This is a genomic window from Pseudoalteromonas sp. SCSIO 43088 (genome assembly GCF_023650795.1).
Taxonomy (GTDB): domain Bacteria; phylum Pseudomonadota; class Gammaproteobacteria; order Enterobacterales; family Alteromonadaceae; genus Pseudoalteromonas; species Pseudoalteromonas shioyasakiensis.
This window is the reverse complement of sequence record NZ_CP072675.1, coordinates 3,499,026-3,522,832: the sequence shown is the minus strand read 5'-3', so window position 1 is coordinate 3,522,832 and position 23,807 is coordinate 3,499,026. Positions and strand designations below refer to the sequence as shown.

General features: G+C 41.6%; 25 protein-coding genes. 19 read left to right on the top strand and 6 right to left on the bottom strand.

Translation table 11 applies throughout. The annotated features are described in order from the left end of the window. Positions 1–876: 876 nt before the first annotated feature. The 3 genes from J8Z28_RS16210 to hslR form a co-directional block, all read right to left on the bottom strand. On the bottom strand, positions 877–2,415 hold the full coding sequence (locus tag J8Z28_RS16210; RefSeq protein WP_055199452.1) for a phosphoenolpyruvate carboxykinase: 1,539 nt from the start codon (positions 2,413–2,415) through the stop codon (positions 877–879). A 277-nt stretch (positions 2,416–2,692) separates the two neighbouring features. Further along, a complete protein-coding gene (gene hslO / locus J8Z28_RS16205) occupies positions 2,693–3,538 on the bottom strand; it encodes an Hsp33 family molecular chaperone HslO (protein ID WP_058584593.1) in 846 nt (281 codons plus the stop codon). A 12-nt stretch (positions 3,539–3,550) separates the two neighbouring features. Further along, on the bottom strand, positions 3,551–3,973 hold the full coding sequence (gene hslR / locus J8Z28_RS16200) for a ribosome-associated heat shock protein Hsp15 (protein WP_370316790.1): 423 nt from the start codon (positions 3,971–3,973) through the stop codon (positions 3,551–3,553). A gap of 206 nt (positions 3,974–4,179) precedes the next feature. Here hslR and gspC point away from each other — a divergent pair, with 206 nt between their 5' ends. From gspC to J8Z28_RS16135, 13 genes are all read left to right on the top strand, one after another. Then, positions 4,180–5,121, top strand: coding sequence for a type II secretion system protein GspC (gspC, locus tag J8Z28_RS16195; protein WP_062564373.1), 942 nt, complete (start codon positions 4,180–4,182; stop codon positions 5,119–5,121). Between the two features lie 22 nt (positions 5,122–5,143). Then, a complete protein-coding gene (gspD, locus tag J8Z28_RS16190; protein WP_054564049.1) occupies positions 5,144–7,207 on the top strand; it encodes a type II secretion system secretin GspD in 2,064 nt (687 codons plus the stop codon). Beyond that, the gene (gspE, locus tag J8Z28_RS16185; protein ID WP_054564050.1) at positions 7,200–8,765 is read left to right on the top strand and encodes a type II secretion system ATPase GspE; all 1,566 of its coding nucleotides are present in this window, start codon (positions 7,200–7,202) and stop codon (positions 8,763–8,765) included. The genes gspD and gspE overlap by 8 nt, the downstream gene beginning before the upstream one ends. Positions 8,766–8,767: 2 nt before the next feature. Next, positions 8,768–10,003, top strand: coding sequence for a type II secretion system inner membrane protein GspF (gene gspF / locus J8Z28_RS16180; protein WP_062564372.1), 1,236 nt, complete (start codon positions 8,768–8,770; stop codon positions 10,001–10,003). Positions 10,004–10,081: 78 nt separating this feature from the next. Continuing rightward, positions 10,082–10,501 (top strand): type II secretion system major pseudopilin GspG, encoded by a 420-nt coding sequence (gene gspG / locus J8Z28_RS16175; protein WP_054554843.1) that lies wholly within the window; start codon positions 10,082–10,084, stop codon positions 10,499–10,501. A 55-nt stretch (positions 10,502–10,556) separates the two neighbouring features. Further along, positions 10,557–11,156: a prepilin-type N-terminal cleavage/methylation domain-containing protein gene (locus J8Z28_RS16170; protein ID WP_054564053.1), complete on the top strand. Its 600-nt coding sequence runs from the start codon at positions 10,557–10,559 to the stop codon at positions 11,154–11,156. Continuing rightward, positions 11,156–11,530 (top strand): type II secretion system minor pseudopilin GspI, encoded by a 375-nt coding sequence (gene gspI / locus J8Z28_RS16165; RefSeq protein WP_054564054.1) that lies wholly within the window; start codon positions 11,156–11,158, stop codon positions 11,528–11,530. Before J8Z28_RS16170 ends, gspI begins: the two co-directional genes overlap by 1 nt. Continuing rightward, positions 11,530–12,177: a type II secretion system minor pseudopilin GspJ gene (gspJ, locus tag J8Z28_RS16160; protein WP_062564371.1), complete on the top strand. Its 648-nt coding sequence runs from the start codon at positions 11,530–11,532 to the stop codon at positions 12,175–12,177. The genes gspI and gspJ overlap by 1 nt, the downstream gene beginning before the upstream one ends. 2 nt (positions 12,178–12,179) lie before the next feature. Next, the gene (gspK, locus tag J8Z28_RS16155; RefSeq protein ID WP_062564370.1) at positions 12,180–13,175 is read left to right on the top strand and encodes a type II secretion system minor pseudopilin GspK; all 996 of its coding nucleotides are present in this window, start codon (positions 12,180–12,182) and stop codon (positions 13,173–13,175) included. Next, positions 13,172–14,383: a type II secretion system protein GspL gene (gene gspL / locus J8Z28_RS16150; RefSeq protein ID WP_055022237.1), complete on the top strand. Its 1,212-nt coding sequence runs from the start codon at positions 13,172–13,174 to the stop codon at positions 14,381–14,383. Before gspK ends, gspL begins: the two co-directional genes overlap by 4 nt. Continuing rightward, positions 14,380–14,853 carry a type II secretion system protein M gene (locus J8Z28_RS16145; protein WP_062564369.1) on the top strand — a complete coding sequence of 158 codons (474 nt, stop codon included), beginning with the start codon at positions 14,380–14,382 and terminating at the stop codon, positions 14,851–14,853. Before gspL ends, J8Z28_RS16145 begins: the two co-directional genes overlap by 4 nt. A 3-nt stretch (positions 14,854–14,856) precedes the next feature. Then, complete coding sequence (locus J8Z28_RS16140) at positions 14,857–15,615, top strand: type II secretion system protein N (RefSeq protein ID WP_062564368.1); 759 nt, start codon at positions 14,857–14,859, stop codon at positions 15,613–15,615. A gap of 19 nt (positions 15,616–15,634) precedes the next feature. Continuing rightward, positions 15,635–16,249, top strand: a complete 615-nt coding sequence (locus J8Z28_RS16135) for a YecA/YgfB family protein (RefSeq protein WP_054564060.1) — start codon at positions 15,635–15,637, stop codon at positions 16,247–16,249. Here J8Z28_RS16135 and J8Z28_RS16130 read toward each other — a convergent pair. Further along, positions 16,246–16,449 (bottom strand): hypothetical protein, encoded by a 204-nt coding sequence (locus J8Z28_RS16130; RefSeq protein WP_062564367.1) that lies wholly within the window; start codon positions 16,447–16,449, stop codon positions 16,246–16,248. The two genes, J8Z28_RS16135 and J8Z28_RS16130, sit on opposite strands and share 4 nt — an antisense overlap. After that, on the bottom strand, positions 16,449–16,808 hold the full coding sequence (locus J8Z28_RS16125; RefSeq protein ID WP_054564062.1) for a hypothetical protein: 360 nt from the start codon (positions 16,806–16,808) through the stop codon (positions 16,449–16,451). Before J8Z28_RS16125 ends, J8Z28_RS16130 begins: the two co-directional genes overlap by 1 nt. Before the next feature lie 277 nt (positions 16,809–17,085). Here J8Z28_RS16125 and ccoG point away from each other — a divergent pair, with 277 nt between their 5' ends. From ccoG to J8Z28_RS16100, 5 genes are all read left to right on the top strand, one after another. Next, the gene (gene ccoG / locus J8Z28_RS16120) at positions 17,086–18,516 is read left to right on the top strand and encodes a cytochrome c oxidase accessory protein CcoG (RefSeq protein WP_062564366.1); all 1,431 of its coding nucleotides are present in this window, start codon (positions 17,086–17,088) and stop codon (positions 18,514–18,516) included. 65 nt (positions 18,517–18,581) lie between these two features. Continuing rightward, positions 18,582–19,556 carry a serine/threonine protein kinase gene (locus J8Z28_RS16115; RefSeq protein WP_054564064.1) on the top strand — a complete coding sequence of 325 codons (975 nt, stop codon included), beginning with the start codon at positions 18,582–18,584 and terminating at the stop codon, positions 19,554–19,556. 30 nt (positions 19,557–19,586) lie between these two features. Further along, positions 19,587–20,210, top strand: a complete 624-nt coding sequence (locus J8Z28_RS16110) for a thiol:disulfide interchange protein DsbA/DsbL (protein ID WP_054564065.1) — start codon at positions 19,587–19,589, stop codon at positions 20,208–20,210. Positions 20,211–20,227: 17 nt separating this feature from the next. Beyond that, on the top strand, positions 20,228–20,866 hold the full coding sequence (locus J8Z28_RS16105; protein WP_054554856.1) for a thiol:disulfide interchange protein DsbA/DsbL: 639 nt from the start codon (positions 20,228–20,230) through the stop codon (positions 20,864–20,866). Between the two features lie 61 nt (positions 20,867–20,927). Continuing rightward, positions 20,928–21,380, top strand: a complete 453-nt coding sequence (locus J8Z28_RS16100; RefSeq protein ID WP_062564365.1) for a 2-thiouracil desulfurase family protein — start codon at positions 20,928–20,930, stop codon at positions 21,378–21,380. Between the two features lie 2 nt (positions 21,381–21,382). Here J8Z28_RS16100 and trmA read toward each other — a convergent pair whose 3' ends face one another. After that, entirely contained in the window at positions 21,383–22,480 is a 1,098-nt protein-coding gene (trmA, locus tag J8Z28_RS16095; RefSeq protein WP_062564364.1) for a tRNA (uridine(54)-C5)-methyltransferase TrmA, read from the bottom strand. 164 nt (positions 22,481–22,644) lie between these two features. On the opposite strand from trmA, the gene J8Z28_RS16090 reads away from it, so the two are divergent. Continuing rightward, positions 22,645–23,763 carry a DUF5610 domain-containing protein gene (locus tag J8Z28_RS16090; RefSeq protein WP_054554859.1) on the top strand — a complete coding sequence of 373 codons (1,119 nt, stop codon included), beginning with the start codon at positions 22,645–22,647 and terminating at the stop codon, positions 23,761–23,763. Positions 23,764–23,807 lie beyond the last annotated feature (44 nt).

The window sequence follows — 23,807 nt, the reverse complement described above, 5'->3', positions numbered from 1 at the left end:
CAGCCGTCAGACGTCAGTTGAAATGTGGGGTTGTCCTGTACAGAGACTCCCTCAGCAACAACCCCCGTAGGAGGCACTTCAGTGCCGAATCTAGACCTTAACAAACACACTCATGGCTAAAGCCATTCCTACGTGATACGTATCTCAGATGTCAGTTGAACTGTGTGGTGTTTAGTACAGAGTCACCCTCAGCAACAACCCCCGTAGGAGGCACTTCAGTGCCTAATTCAGACCTTAACAAACACATTCACGGCTAAAGCCATTCCTACGTGATAAGAATCTCAGACGTCAGATATTAGATGTCAGTTGATCTACCGGGTTGTTAGGTAACTGAGTCTCCCTCAGCAACAAACCCCTGTAGGAGGCACTTCAGTGCCGAATCTAGACCATAACAAACAAATTCATGGCTAAAGCCATTCCTACGTGATAAGAATCTCAAACGTCAGATAATAGATGTTAGTTGATCTACCGGGTTGTTATGTAACTGAGTTACCCTCAGTAACAAAACCCCGTAGGAGGCACTTCTGTGCCGAATTCAGACCTTTACAAAAACATTCACGGCTAAGCCATTCCTACAAGTACACTTTGCCTAGAGCCTAGAGCCTAGAGCCTAGAGCCTAGAGCCTAGAGCCTAGAGCCTAATTGCATAGGAAGACGCAGCAACAATCACCCACACCGCGCGGCTGATCGCTGACGGCTGAAAGCTGATAGCCCTGTGATGTGTTGGGTTTCACTTCGCTCTACCCAACCTACGCCAGACCTTCAAACTTTCCCCTCGCTAACTTTACTCTCGCAACTCGTAACTCAAACTCATCCCCCAAAAACAAAAACGCCAGCATATAGCTGGCGTTTTTTAATCTGAGGGTAAGCTTGATATTAAGCTTTTGGACCTGCTGATTTGATTGCTTCTGAAACATCGTATTTAGCGAAGTTTTCAGTGAAGTCAGAAGCTAGCTTGTTTGCGTATTCTGCGTACTTCTCTTTATCTTCCCATGTGTTGATTGGGTTAAGAAGTTGGCTGTCTACACCTGGAACTGCAACTGGTACATCTAGGTTTAGAACGTCGATGTGTTGAGTTTCAACATCTGCCAGTTTACCTGATACGATTGCATCAACTACAGCACGTGTAGTCGGGATATCGAAGCGTTGACCAGTACCGTAAGGGCCACCTGTCCAACCTGTGTTAACTAGGTATACTTTAGCGCCGAATTCACGTACACGCTTCATTAGAAGCTCTGCATAAACGCCAGCAGGACGTGGGAAGAACGGAGCACCGAAACATGTTGAGAACGTAGACTCGATGTCGCTTGTTGAACCGATTTCAGTTGAACCTACTTTCGCAGTGTAACCGCTTAAGAAGTGGTATGCAGCAGCTTCTTCAGTTAGTACTGAAACTGGTGGTAATACACCACTTACGTCACATGTTAAGAACACAACGGCTTTTGGCTCGCCAGCACGGTTTTCTACTTTACGTTTTTCAACGTGCTCAAGCGGGTAAGCTGCGCGGCTATTTTGTGTCAGGCTTGTATCATGGAAATCTGGTACACGATTTTCGTCAAGTACCACGTTTTCTAAGATTGTACCGAAGCGAATTGCATTCCAAATAACTGGTTCGTTCTTTTGTGAAAGGTCGATACATTTAGCGTAACAACCACCTTCGATATTAAATACGCTACCAGGTGCCCAACCGTGCTCGTCATCACCAATAAGGAAACGAGTAGGATCTGCAGATAATGTTGTTTTACCTGTACCAGATAGACCGAAGAATAACGCAGTATCGCCTGCTTCACCTACGTTTGCAGAGCAGTGCATTGGTAATACACCTTTTGCAGGAAGTAGGAAGTTTTGTACAGAGAACATTGATTTCTTCATTTCGCCTGCGTAGCGCATACCAGCTAGTAGTACTTTACGTTGTGCGAAGTTAATGATTACAGTGCCGTCACTGTTAGTGCCATCACGCTCTGGGTCACATACAAATGAAGGTACATTCATTACCTGCCACTCAGGGAAATCAGCAGTATTGTATGTTTGAGGTTCGATAAACATGTTTTTGGCAAAAATATGATGCCATGCAGTTTCTGTTGTAACTACAACTGGTAAATAGTGCTCAGGATCAGCGCCAACTTCTAGGTGAGAGATGAAGTGGTCGTTGCTTTTCACGTGCTCTTCTACACGGGCCCATAACGCATCAAACTTGTCTGCATCGAATGGGCGGTTTACGTTGCCCCATTGGATTTCGTTTTCAGTGCTTGGCTCTTGAACAATAAAACGATCTTTTGGAGAGCGGCCAGTGCGCACACCGGTTTTAGCAACAAAAGCACCATTAGCGGCTAGAGTCCCTTCGCCACGACGAATAGCGTGTTCGACAAGTTCAGCTGCTGTAAGATCAACAAAACTAGTAGCGTTTGCAGTCATGTTTATACCTAAATTGTGAGAGATTGAACGGGATAGCTCTGGGGTTCTTAGTTTTCCCTTTTGCTAAAATAATAGTAACAGAAGGATTAGGGATATTCGAGTGTCTGAAGGGCTTAAAAAGGCATATATTTGGCAAAAAACATGAATAATTTCAATGATACCGGTGTCATAAAATGGCGCTTTTTCATGACACCGGTATCATTAGTTTTGATATTTTTTTTAATAAAAAAGCCGCACTGATGGCGGCTTTTAATATAATAATATTTATTATGGTGTATTAATTAAATATGGCTTTAATATCTTGCTCGTTAAAGATGTAATCTTTTAAGCAATAATGACAGCTAATTTTTACTTCACCATTTGCTTGCACATCGGCAAGTAATTCGTCTTGACCTACATTTACTAATGCAGCAATTGTTTTGTCTCTGCTACAGCCACAACGGAAGCTAATAGACTGTGGTTCGAATAACTGAGGATTATCTTCATGGTAAAGTCGAGTCAGCACAGTATTGGCATCTAAACCTAGCAACTCTTCATCTTTAATCGTGTTACTGATCGCTTCAAGATGAGTGAAGTCTTCAACTGACTTGTCTTTATTTACAGGTAATACTTGCAAGAATAAGCCAGCAGCTTTGGCTGTGTCTGCTGTTACTTCAGTCGCAAACCAAAGACGTGTTTTTAACTGTTCCGATTGCTCAAAATAGTTTTCAAGGCATTTATCTAAGCTATCGTGCTCTAACGGTACAATACCTTGGTATCGCTCACCTTTAGTTGGCGTAATTGTAATAACCATATAGCCATTACCAATTAAGTCTTTTATTGAGCTACCGGTTACTTCACCTTGTAGACGTGCGATGCCTCGCATGTTTTGTTTATCGTCACCATTAATTACCGCATATTTAACAGGGCCGTCGCCTTGTAGTTGAACGGCAATTTCGCCTTCAAACTTTAAAGTAGCTGTTAATAAGCAGGTAGCAACAAGTAGTTCACCTAATAAGGTTTGCACAGGTGCTGGGTAATTATGGTTTGCGATCATCTCTTGATAAGTGTTTTCAATTTGTACGAGTTCGCCACGTACATCGAGCTGATCAAATATATAACGATGAAGTAAATCTTGTTGCATGAGTTGCATTACCTAACTTGATTTCATTTTTAACAGTTCACGTCTTTGCTTCTTATCTGGTTTACGATCAGGATGTGGAGCAAAGAAGCTGTTGTTCTTTCGGGCGATAGCATTTGCTTCGCGTTTCTCAATACTAGCTTGAGTTTCTTGATATAAGGTTTGTGCAATGGGGGCACCTTGACGTTTTTCAAGGATCTTTTCGATTGTCACAACCTTTTCGTCGACCCCTTGTAGCAGTTTTACCACTGCACCTACTTCGACAATTTTGCTGGGCTTGGTACGTTGTCCATTATAATGTACTTTGCCGCCTTGCACCATGTCTCGTGCTATTGAGCGGGTTTTATAAAAGCGGGCAGCCCATAACCATTTATCAAGGCGCACGCTTAATTCGTCTTGTTTGTCTTGCGACTTTTGAGTGTTACCTTTTGACACAATTGTGCTCTTTTAAAGCTGCTTATATATAGGCAAAATTTACCATGAAACTTAATCACAAAGAAATAGTCATAGTTATTCCTTGCAGCCCCTGTTTGTCGAAATTACCTTGTTTACAAAGTTTAATATACGTGCGCTTGTTGAATGAAAAATGAAAAGGTACTATAGGCCAGCTATCAAGCAGTAAATTAAAATAAGAAATAGAGTTTATGGATCAACACTTACAACAAGTTAAACAGTTTTTAAACGGCTTACCTCATGCCAAGCTAAGTGCATTTGTAGTGCTGTTAGTTCTTGTTTACATTGCTTTTTTGTCATCTAAGCTGTTTTGGCTTGTGTGGCCAGAACCCGATACAAGAGCACTGCCAGTAACCGGTGTTAACAGCATGGCTAAACGAGTTGAGACAGTCAGCTCTCGCCAAATTATTGAACAAAATCTATTCGGCAAAGTTGTTGTCGAAACTAAGAAACCTGCCGCGAAACAAAATCAAGTCATTAACAACGCCCCTGAAACACGTCTAAGTATTAACCTAACTGGTATTGTTGCGGTCAGCCAAAATGATCAAGCGGGTCTTGCTATTATTGAATCTCAAGGCAAGCAAGAAACCTATGTTGTCGATGATGCAATTAAAGGCACTCGTGCCAAGCTTGCTCAAGTATTACCTGACCGAGTAATTTTAGATGTAAGCGGCCGCTTTGAAACCTTAATGCTGGATGGCCTCGACTTTACTAAAAAAGTCTCTATGCCTGTATTGGCGGAGCGCAAAGAGTCAGAATTAACCGCAGGCCCTCAGCTTGTCGAAAATAATGAAATAAATGCGACTGAAGATGAAGATGTAAAAGAAGCGCTTATCGAAACGCGTGAAGAAGTATTAGACGATCCCGGTAAACTATTTGACTACATTCGCGTCTCTCAAGCGATGGTTGATGGCGAGTTAGTGGGTTATCGCTTAAGCCCAGGTAAAGATCCTGCTCTATTCAAGCAGATGGGACTAATGAATAATGATTTAGCTATTGCGATTAATGGCTATCAATTAAATGATTTGAAACAGGCAATGTCAGCAATAAACGAATTACGAAATAGTACTGACGCAAGTATCACTATCGAACGCGATGGTGAGCAAATTGATGTGCAATTTAGCCTGCAATAACTAGCTTTGGAGTTTTTATAGAATGGTTCACGCGCTACACCTCACAAAAATCAAAAAAGGGTTAGCTAAATATGCAGCGCTTTTTTTATTAACAGGATTATCGCTTTCAGTATCTGCTGTTGAGTATGCGGCTAATTTTAAAGGCACTGATATTAATGAATTTATTAATATCGTTGGTAAAAATCTAAATAAAACCGTCATTATTGACCCGAATGTGCGCGGCAAAGTCAATGTGCGCAGTTACGAGCTAATGGACGAGAAGCTTTATTACCAGTTCTTTTTAAATGTACTTGAGGTTTATGGTTATTCAGCTGTAGAGATGGATAACGGTATTATCAAAATTGAAAAAAGTTCTGACGCTAAAAAGTCGAACGTACCGCTGATCACTGAAGATAACCAAGCCAGTGGCGATATGATGGTGACACGTGTTGTACGTGTTAAAAATGTAAGCGTACAAGAGCTTGGCCCGCTAGTTCGTCAATTTAGTGATCAAAAAGATGGCGGCCACGTTGCTAACTTCAATGCAGCAAACGTGATGATGTTGACCGGTCATGCCGCGTCAGTTAACCGTTTAGTTGAAATCATTCGTTCGGTTGACCAAGCCGGTGATAAGCGCGTTGATATCGTAAAACTTAAATTTGCTACCGCTGACGATGTAGTGTCGGTTGTTGAGAATATTTACAAAGATGGTGGCAAAGGGAGTGTTCCTGAGTTTTTAATCCCTAAAGTTGTTGCTGATGGTCGTACTAACAGTGTGATTGTCAGTGGTGAAGCACAAGCGCGTACACGTGCTGTTGAATTGATTAGCCGTTTAGATGGTGAGCTAGAAAACCAAGGTAATACTAAGGTTATCTATCTTAATTACGCCAAAGCAGAAGACCTTGTAAAAGTATTGCAGGGCGTAAGCAAGACATTAGCAGAAGACGCGCAAGGCGGTGCAACAAAAACTCGCTCACGTAATCAAAACGAAACAAGCATTGAAGCACACCCAGATTCAAACTCACTCGTAATCACTGCACAGCCTGACACCATGCGTTCGCTTGAGCAAGTTATTGAACGTCTTGATGTTCGTCGTGCTCAGGTTTTAGTTGAAGCTATTATCGTTGAGGTGTTAGAAGCCGATGGTATCAACTTAGGCTTACAGTGGATTTCAGAGCAAGGCGGCATGATGCAGTTCAACAATGGCACCACAGTACCTGTTGGTTCGTTAGCTGTTGCTGCTGAACAAGCGCGTGATAAAACGATTGAAGGCACGGTAGTCGGTACTGAAACTGGCACTGTGACAAGTACCTCTGAAACACAAGAAGGTGACTTAACAGCACTTGCTTCACTACTTGGTGGTATTAATGGTCTAGCAATGGGTATTGTTAAAAATGACTGGGGTGCAATTATCCAAGCTGTTTCAACGGACACTAACTCTAATATTCTTGCTACGCCGTCTGTAACGACCATGGATAACGAAGAAGCATCAATGATTGTTGGTCAAGAAGTACCTATTATCACAGGTTCGCAAACAGGCTCAAATAACGCTAACCCATTCCAAACAGTTGAACGTCAAGAAGTGGGTGTGAAACTGAAAGTAACACCACAGATCAATGATGGCTCAGCAGTTCAATTAACGATTGAACAAGAGGTTTCAAGTGTAAGTGGTGCGACTGCGGTTGATATTTCAGTAAACAAACGTGCTATTAAAACTACGGTTATGGCTGATGATGGCGGCATGGTTGTACTTGGCGGCTTGATTGATGAAGACGTGCAAGAAAGTGTTTCTAAAGTACCATTATTAGGTGATATTCCGGTACTTGGTCATTTATTCCGCTCAACCAGCACGAGTAAGCGCAAGCGTAACCTGATTGTCTTTATTCGTCCTACCATTGTTCGCGATGGCATCAGCATGAATAAATTGAGCCACTCGAAATATAACTTTATTCGTGGCGAACAACACAAACAAAAAGAAGATGGTATTGATTTAATGCCGTTGACGGATGCACCAATTCTTCCTGAATGGAATGATGCTTTGATATTACCGCCAACGTACGAAGAGTACCTAAAACAACAAAACGCGAATGAGCGCAACGATGACTAATGCAATTACAGAAATCAATGATGAGTTAGCGTCAGAAGCGCCGGCAAGTCATGATGAGCTGCTAACAAGTGATGATCTTGTTAGCTTGCCAACCAAGCGTTTGCCATTCTCGTACGCGCGTCGTACAGGCGTATTATTGAGTAAAGATCAGGATAACTGGACTGTGTATTACCGCGGTGAGTTAGATGTTGATGCTTTACTTGAAGTACGCCGCATTGCGGGTCATGGTTTTTCGCTAGAACAATTACCTGATGACAAATTTGAGCTGTTGCTTGAGGCTTCTTATCAGCGTGATAGTTCTGAAACACAGCAAATGATGGAAGATATCGGCAACGAGGTTGATTTATTCTCGCTTGCAGATGAATTACCGCAAACTGAAGATCTTCTTGCTGGTGATGACGATGCACCAATCATCAAACTGATCAACGCAATGCTCAGCGAAGCAATCAAAGAAGGTGCTTCAGATATTCATATCGAAACCTTTGAGCAAGAGCTGGTAATTCGCTTTAGGGTTGATGGCGTATTAAAAGAAGTGTTAAAGCCGAACCGTAAACTCGCTTCACTGCTGGTGTCGCGTATTAAGGTTATGGCAAAGCTAGATATTGCTGAAAAACGTATTCCGCAAGATGGTCGTATTAGTTTACGTATTGCTGGTCGTGCTGTTGATGTGCGTGTATCGACAATGCCATCAAGCTTTGGTGAGCGTGTTGTATTGCGTCTACTTGATAAAAACAACGCGCGTCTGAACCTTGAAGATTTAGGTATGACTGAGCGTAACCGTGAATTGTTTGCTGATTTAATCAGTAAGCCGCACGGTATTATCTTAGTAACTGGCCCTACGGGTTCTGGTAAAAGTACCACCTTGTATGCGGGGATGAGCCAAATCAACTCACGAGACCGCAATATTCTTACTGTTGAAGATCCAATCGAGTACGAGATCCCAGGTATTGGTCAAACTCAGGTTAATACCAAGGTAGATATGACCTTTGCCCGAGGCTTACGTGCCATCCTTCGTCAAGACCCTGACGTCGTAATGGTGGGTGAAATCCGTGACCTTGAAACGGCACAAATTGGTGTGCAAGCGTCATTAACCGGTCACTTGGTTATGTCGACACTGCATACTAATACAGCTGCTGGTGCTATCACGCGTATGGAAGACATGGGCGTGGAGCCTTTCTTACTGTCATCATCGTTACTCGGTGTATTGTCACAACGTCTTGTACGTACTTTATGCAATAGCTGTAAAGAAGGTCACATTGCTGATGAGCGTGAGTGCCAGTTATTAGGTGTTAATCCTGCTGAGCCGCCAACAATTTATCGTGCAGTTGGTTGTGAAGAGTGTAACTTTAATGGTTATCGCGGTCGTACTGGTATTCATGAATTGCTGGTTGTTGATGAAACAATTCGCGAAATGATCCACAGCGGTAAAGGCGAACAAAGTGTTGAAAAATACATTCGCAAACATAGCCCAAGTATTCGCCAAGATGGCTGTAATCGCGTACTTGCAGGTCGCACTACCTTAGAAGAAGTCCTGCGTGTAACACGTGAGGAAGGTTAATTATGGCAGCATTTGAATACCGAGCCCTCGATGGCAGAGGTAAAGAGAAAAAAGGCATTCTTGAAGCTGATACGGTAAAGCAAATCCGCCAAACCTTGCGCGATCAAGGTTTAATGCCTTTAGAAGTCGTTGCTGCTGCAGAAGGTGAAAAGCAAGCGACTGGGGCAAAGGGCTCTCTATTTGGTAGCTTCTTTAAACCAAAAATTTCGACTTCAGATTTAGCATTAATCACTCGCCAGCTCGCAACTTTAATCCAGTCAGCATTACCTGTTGAAGGGGCTGTCATGGCGGTGGCTGAGCAGTGTGAAAAGCCGCGTTTAAAGCGCATGCTAATGGCCGTGCGCTCAAAGGTTGTTGAAGGTTATACCTTAGCAGATGGCATGAGTGAGTTTCCGCATGTATTTGATGATTTGTATCGCGCCATGGTGGCAGCCGGTGAAAAATCAGGTCACCTTGACCAAGTTTTAAATCGTTTAGCTGATTACACGGAACAACGTCAGCATATGCGTAGTCAAATCACACAGGCGATGGTTTATCCAACCATACTTGTGGTATTTGCTATTGCCATTGTCTCTGTATTGTTAGGTACTGTGGTACCAAAAATCTTGAAGACCTTCGAAAAATCAAAACAAGTATTACCCTGGACCACCGAATGGGTAATGGCTGCGAGTAATTTTGTACAAAATTACTGGTTTATAAGTTTAGTCATTATAACCGTGTTAGCAGTGGCTATTAAGCAAGCGCTTAAGCAGCCGCATATTCGTTACTGGTATGACGAAAAAGTGCTTTATTTACCGGGTATTGGTAAGGTAGCACGCGGTGTTAATACGGCGCGTTTTGCTCGAACTTTAAGTATTTTATCGTCAAGCTCAGTGCCGCTACTTGAAGGGATGCGTATTTCAGGTGGTGTACTGGTTAACGAAAAAATGAAAAAGTCAGTGCAAGATGCTGCAACACGTGTGAGTGAAGGGGCGAGTCTTCGTGCTTCACTTCAGCAAACCAAACTTTTCCCACCTATGATGCTACACATGATAGCCAGTGGTGAAAAATCAGGTGAACTTGAGCAAATGCTTGAGCGTGCTGCAAATAACCAAGATCGTGAGTTTGAGAGCATGGTAAACGTGTCTCTGAAACTATTAGAGCCCGCGATGATTGCTTCAATGGCGGTAATTGTATTGTTTATTGTTATGGCAATACTACAGCCGATTATGGCAATGAATAAGGCTGTAGGTCTTTAAATTAGGGAACACTAGAGCAATTAGCAGCTAACACTGCCGCTCTATAATAAATTTTTGAAGAAAGTTAGAGGTATTTTTGTGAACAAACAGTCAGGTTTCTCATTACTAGAAGTCATGGTAGTACTGGTTATCATCGGTATGATCATGTCAATTGTGGCGCCAAATATCATGGGTCAGCAAGAAGAAGCTGCAATCGATAAAGCACACTTAGATATTCAACAAATTGAAGATGCGTTAAGTCTATACAAGCTTAAAAACAAAGCGTATCCAACCACAGAGCAAGGCTTAGAAGCGCTAGTAAATAAAACAAGCATTGAGCCAATTCCAAAGCGTTTTCCTGATGGTGGTTTCCTTGAGAAATTACCAGAAGATCCATGGGGTAACCCTTACCAACTAATCAGCCCAGGAGAAATCGGTAAAATTGATATCTTTTCAATGGGTCCTGATGGTGAAGCTGGTACTGATGATGACATCGGTAACTGGGATGAAGAAAAGTAATAATGCCTAAATTCAGCCAACTGAACAAAGCTTATACACATCAAGGCTTACTATTATGGTAAGCCTTGGTCGTTTGCGTTTGGCTGGCCGTGCTAAGCACGCGAAAGGGTTTAGCCTCATCGAAATATTAATGGTGCTCGTGGTGATTGGTTTTGTCACCAAAATGGTTGCCTACAGTTTTGATGGTGGTGCTGAAGAAGAACTCGAAAAACAAGCGCTCAGATTACATACTACGATTAATATGGCGTCTGAGTTTGCGATTTTAAATCAGGTTGAGCTGGGTTTTCATCTTGACCAAGATACATTTGAATTTTTAGTTTTTGACGGTGATAAGTGGGTTACGTTTGACCGTGAAAAATTGTTTGCCCCAATTAAGGTTGATGAACGCTTTAAGCTCACTCTTAACCTTGATGATTTAGCCTGGGCACAAGATAACTTATTAGAGCAGTCAAACTGGCGTGAATTAATGAGCGGTGGTGACGAAGACAGCCTACTTGAGCTACAAAAGCTCAAAATACCGCAGGTACTTATTTTATCTTCTGGCGAAGTCAGTGCGTTTCAATTGGTTTACGAGCTTAAAGAAGAGCGTGAACCGCAATATTTTATCGAAGGCGAATTTATGGCCCCGGTAAAGTTTCGTATGGAGCCTGAATAATGAATAAGTCAGCAGGTTTTACCTTACTTGAAGTGATGGTTGCACTGGCTATTTGTGCAATGGCCGGTATTGCCGCAATGCAGGCAACTGGTGAGCATATTAATCATCTTTCGTCGATTGAAGAACAAACTTATGCTTCTTGGGTTGCTGAGAATGTAATGGTTGAGCAACGCGCCAAAGGCGATAAATGGACAGGCAAAAATGGCGTTAAAGGTACTGAAACGCTCGCTGGTTTTGAATGGTATTGGCGTCAGGACGTGGTTCCTACTGCTGATAAAACCTTTGTAAAGGTCACCATTAACGTGTTTGCCGATGAAAAGCTTGAATACCCAGTTTATGAGCTTTCTACTTATTTGAATAAAGGTGATAAGTAGTGAAGCAACGCGGTTTTACCTTACTTGAAGTGATTGTCGCCATGGGCATCTTAGCCTTTGTGGTGTTATCGACCCATCAAATACTGGATTCGACAACCAAAGCAAAAGAAGCCTCAGACGAGACAATTGCTGAGTTAAATGGCTTTCAAACCTTATTTCGTTTGATGGACCAAGATTTTAGTCAAATGACTAAGCGTCAGGTTCGAAACGAAGCCGGTGATTTTCAAGAAACGTATGTGTTAGCTGGTCGTTATGTTCTTGATAGCCAATACGATGGCATTGGCTTTGTTCGTGATGGTTGGGTCAACCCAATTAATCTACTGCCGCGCTCTGAACTGCAAGCGGTTGGTTACCGCGTTATCGATGACAAGCTTGAGCGAGTGTATCGGGTGTATGTTGATCAACTAGATAACATGGAACCGCGTTCACAAGTCATTTTAGAAGACATTGAAGACCTTAAATTTGAATTTTTAGATGATAAAGACGAATGGCAAGAACAGTGGCAAATTAAAGCACTGCCAAAAGCGGTGGCAGTCACTATTCAAAAAATAGAACAGGAACCCATTCGTCGAGTGTTTTTAGTGCCAGGTGAAGGCAAAGTCACTGCCCAAGCAAATAATGGTAATAATAACGGAACGGGTGGTTAGCTATGACTACTATTAAACGTTCTAAAGGTGCTGCGCTTGTTATTGTGCTATTTATTGTGGCGCTAGCAGCTATGTTAGCCGTTGAGATGAGTGCTAATTTAATGGTGCAAGTGCAGCGCAGCAGTAATATTCAAAACCATCAACAGGCTAAATGGTATGCCTTTGCAGCTGAAGAGCTGGCAATTAAAGCACTAAAACAAACTAAAAAAGATGATCCTGATAAAACGCATTTAGAGCAAGTCTGGGCACAGCAGGGTGGAGTCCCTTACCCGGTTGATAATGGTACCTTAAGTGGCACAATTACAGACTTACAAGCATGTTTGAATTTAAATGCATTGCATGTAAAGCCAGATCAACAAACGGATCCAAATAATAAAACGAACCCAGCACATAAGGCATTGTTGGCATTATTAGAAAATATTGAAGACTTGCCAACCGATGAGTCTGAAGAAGCCATGGCCGATAGCGTGTTTGATTGGTTAGACGCTGATAGCATTACCTATCGTTCAGGTGCAGAAGAAGATGAGTACTTATCTCGACAATACCCATATATGACGGCAAATAGCTATTTTGCTTCGACGTCAGAACTTCGTTTAGTAAAAGGCTTTAACCCACTCGTTATGGAGAAAATTTTACCATTTGTGTGTGTTATTCCAGGTAGTGAGTTATTAGAAATCAACGTTAATACACTACCTGTAGAAAGTGCCATTATATTAAGCTCGCTTATTGATGGCTTAAGTCTTTCAGGCGCTGAAGCGGTATTATCATCACGTCCTCAAGATGGTTATGATGATTTAGAGGCATTTTTTGAAGAGGTTAATCAACAAGGCGCACAAAATGTGAAAGCCGTTGAAGACTTATTCAGTATCAACAGTGAATATTTTAAACTACAAACGCAGGCTGAATTTGCAGAACTGCGTTTTTCGATGACCACCTTACTCCATGCCACTAATGGTACAGTAACGATACTGGCGCGAAAATTTGGAGGCGTACAGTGACAGAGATATTGTTGATCCGTACGGGTCAAACATTAAAAGACAGCCTTAACTGGCTAATTTACTCACCAACAGAACAAGAAATAATTGCTAGCGGCGAAATTGCCAATGCAACACAACTTGGTGAGCTAACAGAGAGAGCACAATCACGGGAAGTGGTTGTACTACTACCAAGTGATCAAGTACAACTAAAAACGGTCGCATTGCCAACCAAGTGGAGCCGCAAGTTAGAGCAAGCACTTCCTTACATGCTAGAAGAAGAAATAGCCTGTGATGTTGATGACTTATTCATAGCGATTGCAGAGCCAACACTTATTGATGAGAAGCACGCGATTAACATCGCGATGACCGATCGTGAATGGTTTGAGCAATGGCTGGCTGAGTTTAATGAGCATGGCATCGAAGTATATAAAATACTGCCGGATGCTTTATTGTTACCTGATGTCGATGACAACACTCAGTTACGCGCTATTGAGCTTAATGGTCAGTGGCTATGTAAGCAGGGTAACTGGCATATTGCCGCTGTAGAGACAAGTTGGCTTGCTGGCTATTTAACAGCATTAGGTAACCCTGATGTTGCACACTTTAGCCCTGCAACGGCTTTTCCTGATACGGTTAACCTTAGTGCTCAAACGCAGCAATACGATTTACCTTTAGCCTTATTTGCTAAGCAGTTACCTGAGGTGAAATTCAACCTTCGCCAAGGTGTTTATCAGCTTAAGAAGAAATCAGCAATTTGGTGGGGCTATTGGCAAAAAGCAGCTATTGCAGCAGGTGTTGCATTAGTTTGCAGTGTAGGTGTTAAGTCGCTTGAGCTTTATAAGTTAAATAACCAGCTTGAAGCCGCAAAAGCTGAAGTGGTTGCTAATTATCAGCGTGCTTTTCCAAATAAAAAAGTGCGTCCTCAGCTTATTCGTAGCCAAATTCGCAGCGAACTTGCATTGATAGAAAGTGGCAGTACAGCTGGCTTCTTAGATTTGACTAACGATCTGGTTGCTATTTTTAGTGAAGTAAAAGATTTCACACCAGAAACGCTTCGCTATGATCAAGGTCGTAACGAATTACGTATTCGTGCGCGCGGCAAAGATTTCCAGTCATTTAGTAAAGTAAAAGCAATTTTAGAGCAGCGTGGCTTAACCGTAGATCAAGGCTCGCTAAATAATGATGGTGATTTTGTCGTTGGTGAAATTAAGTTACGAGGTGCGGCATGAAAAACCAAATAATCAATTATTGGCGCTCGTTAAAAGAACAAGAGCAGCAACTTGTAATGGTTGCAGGTGGTGTGTTTGTTATTTTTGTGTTGGTTATGGGGGTCTTTCGTCCACTTAACGCAGCTATCGAAAAAGCAGAGCAAGACACAATAAAACAGCAAGAGCTGCTAGCGTGGGTTGATGAAAGTATTATTAAACTTAAAGCGAGTGGTAACGCGCGTAATACGAGCAGCCGTAGCTTAAGCCAAATCGTTAATAGCACCCGCAATCGTTATCAAATTATCATTAGCAAAATGCAGCCAAATGACAATTCACTTCGTTTAACCATTGATTCTGTTGAGTTTAATAACCTTGTTGAATGGTTAGATGAACTGGTTAATTCACATGGCGTGCTAATTGAGAATTTAGATTTAAGTAAAGATGACAAATCAGGCTTTGTGCGTGTAAGTCGTTTGGTACTAGAGAAGTAAACGATGAAAAGAGTTATTTTATTAATCACAGTGTTTGTGATGTGTTTTTTGGTGTTTACGCTGGTAAAAACACCCGCTGCCGTTGCACTTGATTTAGCTAAGCCACATTTACCAAAGCAATTACAATTAGGTAAAGCCAGTGGCTCGCTATTGGACGGCCGCATTATGCAGGTACGTTTTGATGGTGAGCAATTAAATAATGTGCGTTGGCAGTTATCGGGCTGGTCACTGTTCACAGGTAAATTAGTGGGTACGGTACGCTTTGGTGATCCTCGTGATAAAGCGGGTATTTCAGGCCATGGTGATTTTACATATGGCCTCTTTAACCAAGCCATCACTGTGAAAAAGACTACTTTACGCTTGACGGTTGAACGTGCCATGGAGCGTTTACAACTCCCTTTACCGATTAGTGCACAAGGCCGCGTAATAGTTGATTTAGACGAGTACAGCTCAGGCGAGCCATACTGTGAAAGCCTAAGCGGCGAAATTGCGAGCCCTAGCATTGATGTTAAAGGAATGAACAACTGGTTTAGCATTGGTCCTCTGAGCGGTCGTTTAAGCTGTAAATCCGGTGATGTAGCAGTGCTTGTTGACCCAGAAAACCGTTTAGGGCTTGAAGCTGATGCAGTATTAAAAGCGAATCTAGACTTTAAAGTAGCTGGTTATATTAAACCTGAAGCAAGCTTGCCAAAAGAAGTGCATGATGCAGCTAAGTTTCTTGGTCGTCCTGATAACGAAGGCCGTTATCCGCTTAACTTTTAAATTGGATTAATCGAACAGTATGCAATTACCTGAGTTTTCAAAGCAGCAAAGTGAGCTTTTAAGTCAGTTTTTAGCGCAGCATCAAGATGCGCTTAGCTTGTCGCAAACCCAAGGCTACTTATTTGCGGTGATCTGTGCTCCTGAGCCGCTTGATGTTCATCAGTGGTTAGAAGAGGTTGCACCTGGCTCTGATGGGAAAATGGACGAGCAAGTGCTGTTTGCATTTATGGCTTTATATCAACAGATCAGCGAACAAGTATTCGAAACGGGTTTTGCATTACCTGTGAGCCTACAGCTGAGCTCTCAAGGGCAGCAATACTTAGACATTCAAGAATGTCAGCATTGGAGCCAAGGTTTTATGCATGGTGCACAAGGTTACGTTAACAAGCTATTAAGCGCGCCACAGTTAGCTGATGAGCTTAAAGAGGCGTTGGCTAGTGCACTACAAAGCTTAGGCTTTTTTACCCTTGAAACGAGTGAAATTGCAGCCCTTGCAACTGATAATGGTTTATCTGAAGGGCAACTATGCCAGCAGCAGTATGAAGTTATGAATGAATTCGCCGCTGGCTTTGCTGAGCTAATTGAAGTCGTTGCTGTAAATAGCCAGCTATATAATGATGAGGGCTGGAACTAACCCAGCTCTAATAGGATGTCTGTGCAACCTTTGGCACAGCTTACAACGCCTTTACCTGGCTGATCAGTCTTCAAATCTAAGGTAAGGGCGCCTTTACATACTTCACAGTATAAGGTTTGCCCTTTGCCCAGCTTTTTTAGCATATTGCGTTGTTTGGCAAACGAGTCGCTGGTTTTTTTGTTTAAAGCTGAAAAGTCCATTACTTGTTTAGCCTTTCTTCAAGTGCGTTCGAGACAATACTGCATACGCGGTTTAAGCGTTCGCCATAAAAATATAAGTTAATATCTTTTTCACGGCAGTAGTGTAAGTGAAAAACTTGTAGTTTATCGTCAGTGGTAAATGTCTCTTCAATATACTCAAGCTCTGAATTAGATAAATTCAGCTGTGACTTAATATTATTCTTAGCCATATTTGCCGCAGGACTTCGGTTGACTTTACTGGCATCAGAAATAAGGCTTACGCCTTCACCTAGTAACCTTTCTCTTGGCTCTTTGATCAAAGGATGATCAATCGTGAAAAGTGCTAAAATAATAAGCACTAAAATAAGAAATTTTTTCATAGCACAATAATCTTTGATCTAAATAAATACGGTATAGGTGCAAGTTTAATAAAATGGTCGTTTTAAAAGCAAGCAGATAAGTTTAAATAATTAAAACGTCGTATTTTCGATCAATCCCTGAAATTTTCTATAGATTGAGTATAATGCTCTATAGATTTAAAGTTTCAGAAATCTTTGAACGTAATGAGATGTATTCTGATTTGCTTATTGGCACAGAGAATCTCTTACTGCAAACATATGTTTGAGTATTATTTCCTAGTGGCGTTGAGGAATTTTAATGGATAAACAGATTAAGGTTAAAAATATCCCAACGGAAGTAAAAATCCAGAAACCGGAAAACGCTTCCCTCGATGATAGATTTAATCCACGTAACCGTATTTATGTCCGAGCTGTAACAGGTTTGCACCAACTGTTGAGACAACGGATTGGTTTTGTCGGCATGCTTGCATTTATGCTACTACCTTGGATTAACTTCAACGGCCAACAAGCTGTGTTGTTTGATTTGGTGGGGCAAAAGTTTAACATTTTTGGTTTAACGCTCTGGCCACAAGATCTGACTATCTTAGCCTTCATATTAATGTTGGCAGCGTTTGCGTTGTTCTTAGTAACGACCTTTTATGGTCGGGTCTGGTGTGGTTATACATGCCCGCAAACCGTTTGGACCTTCATTTTTATTTGGTTTGAAGAAAAATTCGAAGGTAGTGCAAATCAGCGTAAGAAGCTAGATCAACGCCCAATGGACTTTGATAAGTTTTGGCGCAAAAGTGCTAAACACGGCAGCTGGTGGTTATTCTCGCTTTATACCGCATTTACTTTTGTAGGTTACTTTACGCCAATCCGTCAGCTACTGCCTGATCTGTTTACCCTTGATGCAACCGCGTATTCGTATATTTGTCTAGCCGTATTTGCTGTGTGTACCTATGGTAATGCCGGTTGGATGCGCGAGATTATGTGCTTACACATTTGCCCTTATTCTCGCTTTCAGTCAGCTATGTTCGATAAAGATACCTTTACCGTGAGCTATGACGAAGCACGTGGTGAAAGCCGTGGTCCTCGTTCACGTAAGCAAGATCCAAAAGAGCTCGGCTTAGGTGATTGTATCGACTGTAACTTATGTGTGCAGGTCTGCCCAACGGGGATCGATATTCGTAACGGCTTACAATACGAGTGTATTAACTGTGGTGCATGTATCGATGCGTGTGATGGGGTGATGGATAAAATGAATTACCCACGCGGGCTAATTTCCTACACCACAGAGCGTAACTTAGAAACGCCAGACAACAAAACACATGCACTGCGCCCTAAGTTAATTGGCTATTTAGTTATCTTAGTCGTGCTATCAGGGGCGCTAGTAGCAAATATTGCGATGCGCAAACCGATGGAACTCGATATTATTCGTGACCGTAATCAGCTATATCGTGTTGACTTTAATGGTTTAGTCGAAAACACCTATACACTAAAAGTAATTAACAAAGCTCAACATGAGCAAACCTTTAACATTCGTGTTGAAGGACTCGATAACTTTGAGTACATCGGCAAACAAACATTCACAGTACCTTCTGGTGAATCTTATAATGTGCCACTGTCATTAGTTGTTGATCCTTATGATTTGAAAAAGCCCATGACGAAGTTTGAGTTTGTACTTTCTGTCGATGGTGAGCCTGATGTGCAGATTTCGCAGCCGAGTAACTTCTTTAAGGCGCGATAATTAAGTACACTGAGCGAATGAATAAAAAGCGGGATTTTCCCGCTTTTTTTATATGATGAGACATTATGAGTAAATTTAGTTTTGTTGACCTTACACCCGATTCAATTTTAGATGCAGTTGAAAGTATCGGTGTTTATGCTGAATCAGGGCTGCTGGCATTAAATAGCTACGAGAACCGTGTTTATCAATTTAAAGCAGAAGATGGCCATCGTTATGTTGTTAAGTTTTACCGCCCAGAGCGCTGGAGTAAGGCGCAAATCTTAGAAGAGCATGCGTTTGCATTTGAGCTTGCCGAGGCTGAAGTGCCGGTTGTTGCGCCTGTAATTATCGAAGGGCAAAGCTTATTTGAGCATAATGGTTATTTATTTACGTTATTCCCAAGTGTGGGCGGGCGCATTTTTGAAGTTGATAATTTAGATCAACTCGATGTACTTGGCCGCTTAATTGGGCGAATGCACCAAGTAGCTAAGGCAAAGCCATTTGAACATAGGCCTGTAATCAGCTGCGAAGAATACCTTCAGACAGCTAAAGTTCAGTTACAAGCAAGTAATTTGGTGCCAATGGCATTAGAGAACGCCTTTTATACTATTTTAGATTTGGTGATTAAAGAAACCACAGAGCAGTATAAAAATGTTGAAACCATCCGCCTGCACGGCGATTGCCATGCCGGTAATATATTGTGGTCTGGTGACGCGTTAATGTTTGTTGATTTAGATGACAGCCGACAAGGGCCTGCAATTCAAGATCTTTGGATGATGCTCAGTGGCGATCGTAACAACCAACTGTTACAGTTAGACACCTTAGTGGCTGCTTATGAAGAATTTTGCGACTTTGATCACAGCCAATTAAAGTTGATTGAACCACTTAGAGCAATGCGAATGGTGCATTACATGGGGTGGTTGGCAAAAAGGTGGGATGATCCTGCGTTCCCACGGAACTTTTCATGGTTTGCTGAAGACAAATACTGGGAGCAGCAAATACTAGCGCTAAAAGAACAGCTTGCAGCGCTACAGGAAGCACCATTAAAATTATTACCATAAATTTTTAAAGTTAAGAAAGACGAGAAAACAATGTTTAAAAAATTAAAGTTAAGTCTACTCATTTTATGTTTACCTTTTGCGGCCCTTGCTGCTGATTTTGAAGCAGGCAATCAATACGAAGTATTAAAAGTTGAGAAAAGTGCAACACCTCAAGTAACCGAGTTCTTTTCGTTTTATTGTCCACACTGTTTTCAGTTTGAACCGGTCGCAAAAGCATTAACGGCAAGTCTTCCTGAAGGGACTGAATTTGTAAAAAGCCATGTTAACTTTTTAGGTGGTGTATCTAAGCAAACGCAAAGTAACTTAAGCTATGCCTACTTAATTGCTAAGCAACATGGCAAAGGTGAGCAAGTTGCTGATCAAATCTTTAATAGCATCCACAGACAGCGCGCTTTACTAAAAGATATAAAAGACGTGAAAGCATTACTTGCGACCAATGGTATTAGCAACGATGTGTTTGACGCTGAAATTGCAAGCATGCCAGTGATTAGTGCTGAAAAAGCGATGCAAGATAAGCAGCAAAAATATTCAGATATGGGCGCCCTTACTGGTGTACCAACTTTTATCGTCAATGATAAATATAAAATCAATTTAAACACCATCAAGAGCCAGCAGATGCTTGATGAGTTAGTCGAATTTTTATTAAAACAATAATTTTGGAGTAAGAAGTAATGATCAAGTTAGTAAAAGCTGTATTAATGGCTGCCACGCTAGGTTTAGCGGCAAATGCCTCAGCTGCTCAATATGAAGAAGGTAAGCATTATGAAACGATTGATGCACGCGCTTCTAAAAAGCCTGAAGTAAAAGAGTTCTTCTCATTCTACTGCCCACACTGTAATAACTTCGAGCCAGTAGTGAAAGAGCTTAAAACACTTCTTAAAGATGGCGTTAAATTCAAAAAGAGTCATGTTGATTTTTCAGGTCCTCGTGACCCAGAAATTCAGACTATCTTAGCGCAAGGTTATGCGACGGCTAATGTGTTACCACAGAAAGACGCGTTAGTAGCCGCTGTGTTTAATCATATTCACGGTAAGCGTGCTCGTATTAACGAACTTGCAGATATGAAAGACATCTTTGTTTCACAAGGTGTGTCGGCTGAAGATTTTGATAAGTACTACAATAGCTTCTCTGTACGTACTATGGCATCTAAGATGAAACGCGATCAAGAATATTACCAACAAAAAGGTGCTTTAAAAGGCGTTCCAACTTTTATTGTTAATGGTAAATACCGTGTAATCCTAGGTGCGGATTCAGGTATTAGCGATGCGAAGAGCATGGCAGACTTAATTAACTACCTAGCTGATAAATAAGCTTAGTTAGTTGAATTTAATAGAAAGCTCCGTTCGCGGAGCTTTTTTGTTGGTAAAGCAAATGCAAAAACTATTAGTTTCAAGCTGTTTGTTAGGAAATCCTGTTCGTTATGACGGGCAATCGCAAAACTTACTCCATCCTGGTTTAGAAACTCTTAAACAGCAAGGAAGGCTCGTTGCATTCTGCCCTGAAGTAGCTGGTGGCTTACCTACACCAAGGCCGCCTGCAGAAATCAAAGCGGGTAGAGTACTTACCAAAGATGCACAAGATGTCACAGTACAGTTTGCTTATGGCGCAGAACAAGCACTTAAGCTTTGCAAAAAGCAGGGCATTCGCTATGCGCTGTTAAAAGAATCAAGCCCTTCATGTGGTCGCAATACTATTTACGATGGTAGTCATTCAGGAAAGAAAATTTCAGGGATGGGGTTAACTGCAAAACTGTTAAAAGACAACAATATAGAAGTCTTCAGTGAGCAGCAGTTGCCAGCGCTATTTGCTGCGCTGGCAGATTGATTTTATTTACGTTGTAAAAACACACCTGATTCGATGTGGTGGGTGTAAGGGAATTGGTCAAAAATCGCAAAACGTTTTACTTCATGGGTTTTGCATAAGTGATCAAGGTCACGCTCTAAGGTATCTGGGTTACACGAGATATAAATAATATTGTCGTAGTTCGCAACTAGGTCACAAGTTAGTGTGTCCATGCCTGCACGTGGTGGATCTACTAAGATTGTTTGGCAGTTATAGCTTTTCAGGTCTATGCCATCTAAACGAGAGAAAGTACGTTCGCCTTTCATTGCTTGGGTGAACTCTTCACTCGACATACGAATGATATCTAAGTTCTCAACCTTGTTTTGTGCGATATTGTATTGCGCAGAGTAAACTGATGATTTTGAAATTTCAGTGGCTAATACACGGTCGAATGAACCTGCAAGAGCAATCGAAAAGTTACCATTCCCACAATATAACTCCAGTAAGTCATTATTGAGTGGTTGGCAAAGGGCTTGTGCCCACTCTAGCATCTTGATGTTTACTTTCGCATTCGGTTGCGTAAAGCTATTTTCGACTTGTTGATAAATAAGCTCTTTACCGTTAACGTTTAAACGCTCGATAACATAGTCATTACCAATCACTTCTTTTTGCTTACGAGCACGGCCAATAAAATCAATCTTAAACAGTGTGCTCAGTTTTGCTTTAAGCTCTTTAATTGCTTGTAGCCACTGCTCATCTAGTTGTTTGTGATACAACAAGCTAACAAGGATCTCGCCACTTAAGCTTGAAAGGTAATCGATTTGAAACAGCTTACGGCGCAGAACTTCATTGTCTTTTAAGTTTTCGATCATCGCTTGCATCACTTCACCCACTAAAGGTGCGGCAGGGTCAAACTCATCTACGCGGATCTTTTCTTTGGTTTGTTGATCAAACATGATGTGAAACAGGTCTTCACCTTCATGCCAAACACGAAACTCTGCACGTTGGCGGTAATGAATAGGATCAGAGCCGAACACTTCTAATTTTTCGACCCCAAAACGTCGAAACTGTGAGGTGATGCGCTGCTCTTTCTCACTCAATTGTGCATCGTATTGAGTTGTATCAATTTTTATAACCGCCATGGCTGATTACCTTTTATCTCTTAGCTTTATAACGGCGCTATTGTAGGGAGCGCTGAGGATTTGTCTAGTTTTGTTATTTATTTTAGTGTCGTTTTTTTATACAAAAAACTTAAGTTTTGTGGTTTTTGGCCGATAATGAGTTAACCATAACATGGAGTCGGATCATGAAAATTGGCAACCTAGGCTATATGCCTAATACAAATGTGAATAAATACAATGGTAAACAGGCACTGCAGCAGCCTACCATTCAAAATCGTCAAGATAGTTATCAGCAACGCGGCAGAGAGCTCGCGGCAAAAGTTCTTGATGATAAACTTGCTGAAGCACTAGGTTTACCTAAAGCCGAAGAGAAAAAAGATAAACCCTTGTTCGACTTTGAAGAGATCGTGAAAAACGTACTCGACTTTGTTGGCGGCGCACTTCGTAAAGCAAAAGCCGATGGTGCTGATGATGAAAAACTCAAAGGCATGCTAGGTGATGCACGTAAAGGTGTGCAAATGGGCATCGACGATGCGTATGATGAGCTTAAAGAGTCAGGTATTCTTAACGATGACATCGAAGAGGGTATCGAAAAGTCTAAAGAAGGTATTTTTAAAGGTATTGATGAATTAGAAGAAGACTTGTTCAATCCTAAGCCTAATGCGGTTTCAGTAAGCCAAGCTCAATACATCAGTTTAAGTAATAACGCAGAGTACACTTTCACCACCGCTGAAGGTGATGAAGTCAGTATTAGCTTTGCTGATGCATACGAAAGTAAGTCTGCAAGCAGTTATAGCAAAAATGGCGACAACGAAGCCTTTGTCAGTGAGTCTTCGCAATCACGTGATTTATCATTCTCGATGTCGGTCAATGGTGATTTAAATGAGCAAGAGCAGCAAGCTATCAATGAATTGATGGAAGACTTGCAGAGTGTTAGCGAAACATTCTTCTCTGGTTCATTAGAAGATGCCTTTGAACAAGCTAAAGAGCTTAACTTAGGTAACGAGCAACTCGTTGGCTTTACCATGGATTTGAAACAAACCAAAACAGTAGCAGCTATCAAAGGGTATGAAGAATATAAACCTGCTCCCGAAAAAGAAGTTGCTGAGAAAATAGCGCCATTTAATGACGACTTGAAACAGGCGTTTAATAAAGCGGGTGACATTGGTTTGCAAAATGAACTGGCTGGCATCTTACAATGGTTAAACCAAGATAAAGAAGAAGTCAGTAAGCTGGTGGATTATACCAAAGCAATGTTTGAGCAAATGAATAAGCTTCGCTCGGCAACAGAAGAAGAGGCTTAGCCCTTTCTTTCTTTTTATCAAGCTGCATGGCAAACTGCTGACCT

Excerpts from the sequence above, each read along its gene's own strand:
- J8Z28_RS16100 (WP_062564365.1), top strand. The coding sequence starts at position 20,928 with ATGCAAAAACTATTAGTTTCAAGCTGTTTGTTAGGAAATCCTGTTCGT.
- trmA (WP_062564364.1), bottom strand. The coding sequence starts at position 22,480 with ATGGCGGTTATAAAAATTGATACAACTCAATACGATGCACAATTGAGT.
- ccoG (WP_062564366.1), top strand. The coding sequence starts at position 17,086 with ATGGATAAACAGATTAAGGTTAAAAATATCCCAACGGAAGTAAAAATC.
- J8Z28_RS16090 (WP_054554859.1), top strand. The coding sequence starts at position 22,645 with ATGAAAATTGGCAACCTAGGCTATATGCCTAATACAAATGTGAATAAA.
- J8Z28_RS16110 (WP_054564065.1), top strand. The coding sequence starts at position 19,587 with ATGTTTAAAAAATTAAAGTTAAGTCTACTCATTTTATGTTTACCTTTT.
- J8Z28_RS16140 (WP_062564368.1), top strand. The coding sequence starts at position 14,857 with ATGAAAAGAGTTATTTTATTAATCACAGTGTTTGTGATGTGTTTTTTG.
- gspC (WP_062564373.1), top strand. The coding sequence starts at position 4,180 with ATGGATCAACACTTACAACAAGTTAAACAGTTTTTAAACGGCTTACCT.
- gspE (WP_054564050.1), top strand. The coding sequence starts at position 7,200 with ATGACTAATGCAATTACAGAAATCAATGATGAGTTAGCGTCAGAAGCG.
- J8Z28_RS16145 (WP_062564369.1), top strand. The coding sequence starts at position 14,380 with ATGAAAAACCAAATAATCAATTATTGGCGCTCGTTAAAAGAACAAGAG.
- gspD (WP_054564049.1), top strand. The coding sequence starts at position 5,144 with ATGGTTCACGCGCTACACCTCACAAAAATCAAAAAAGGGTTAGCTAAA.
- J8Z28_RS16105 (WP_054554856.1), top strand. The coding sequence starts at position 20,228 with ATGATCAAGTTAGTAAAAGCTGTATTAATGGCTGCCACGCTAGGTTTA.
- gspK (WP_062564370.1), top strand. The coding sequence starts at position 12,180 with ATGACTACTATTAAACGTTCTAAAGGTGCTGCGCTTGTTATTGTGCTA.
- J8Z28_RS16170 (WP_054564053.1), top strand. The coding sequence starts at position 10,557 with ATGGTAAGCCTTGGTCGTTTGCGTTTGGCTGGCCGTGCTAAGCACGCG.
- gspF (WP_062564372.1), top strand. The coding sequence starts at position 8,768 with ATGGCAGCATTTGAATACCGAGCCCTCGATGGCAGAGGTAAAGAGAAA.
- J8Z28_RS16210 (WP_055199452.1), bottom strand. The coding sequence starts at position 2,415 with ATGACTGCAAACGCTACTAGTTTTGTTGATCTTACAGCAGCTGAACTT.
- J8Z28_RS16135 (WP_054564060.1), top strand. The coding sequence starts at position 15,635 with ATGCAATTACCTGAGTTTTCAAAGCAGCAAAGTGAGCTTTTAAGTCAG.
- J8Z28_RS16125 (WP_054564062.1), bottom strand. The coding sequence starts at position 16,808 with ATGAAAAAATTTCTTATTTTAGTGCTTATTATTTTAGCACTTTTCACG.
- gspI (WP_054564054.1), top strand. The coding sequence starts at position 11,156 with ATGAATAAGTCAGCAGGTTTTACCTTACTTGAAGTGATGGTTGCACTG.
- J8Z28_RS16115 (WP_054564064.1), top strand. The coding sequence starts at position 18,582 with ATGAGTAAATTTAGTTTTGTTGACCTTACACCCGATTCAATTTTAGAT.
- hslO (WP_058584593.1), bottom strand. The coding sequence starts at position 3,538 with ATGCAACAAGATTTACTTCATCGTTATATATTTGATCAGCTCGATGTA.
- J8Z28_RS16130 (WP_062564367.1), bottom strand. The coding sequence starts at position 16,449 with ATGGACTTTTCAGCTTTAAACAAAAAAACCAGCGACTCGTTTGCCAAA.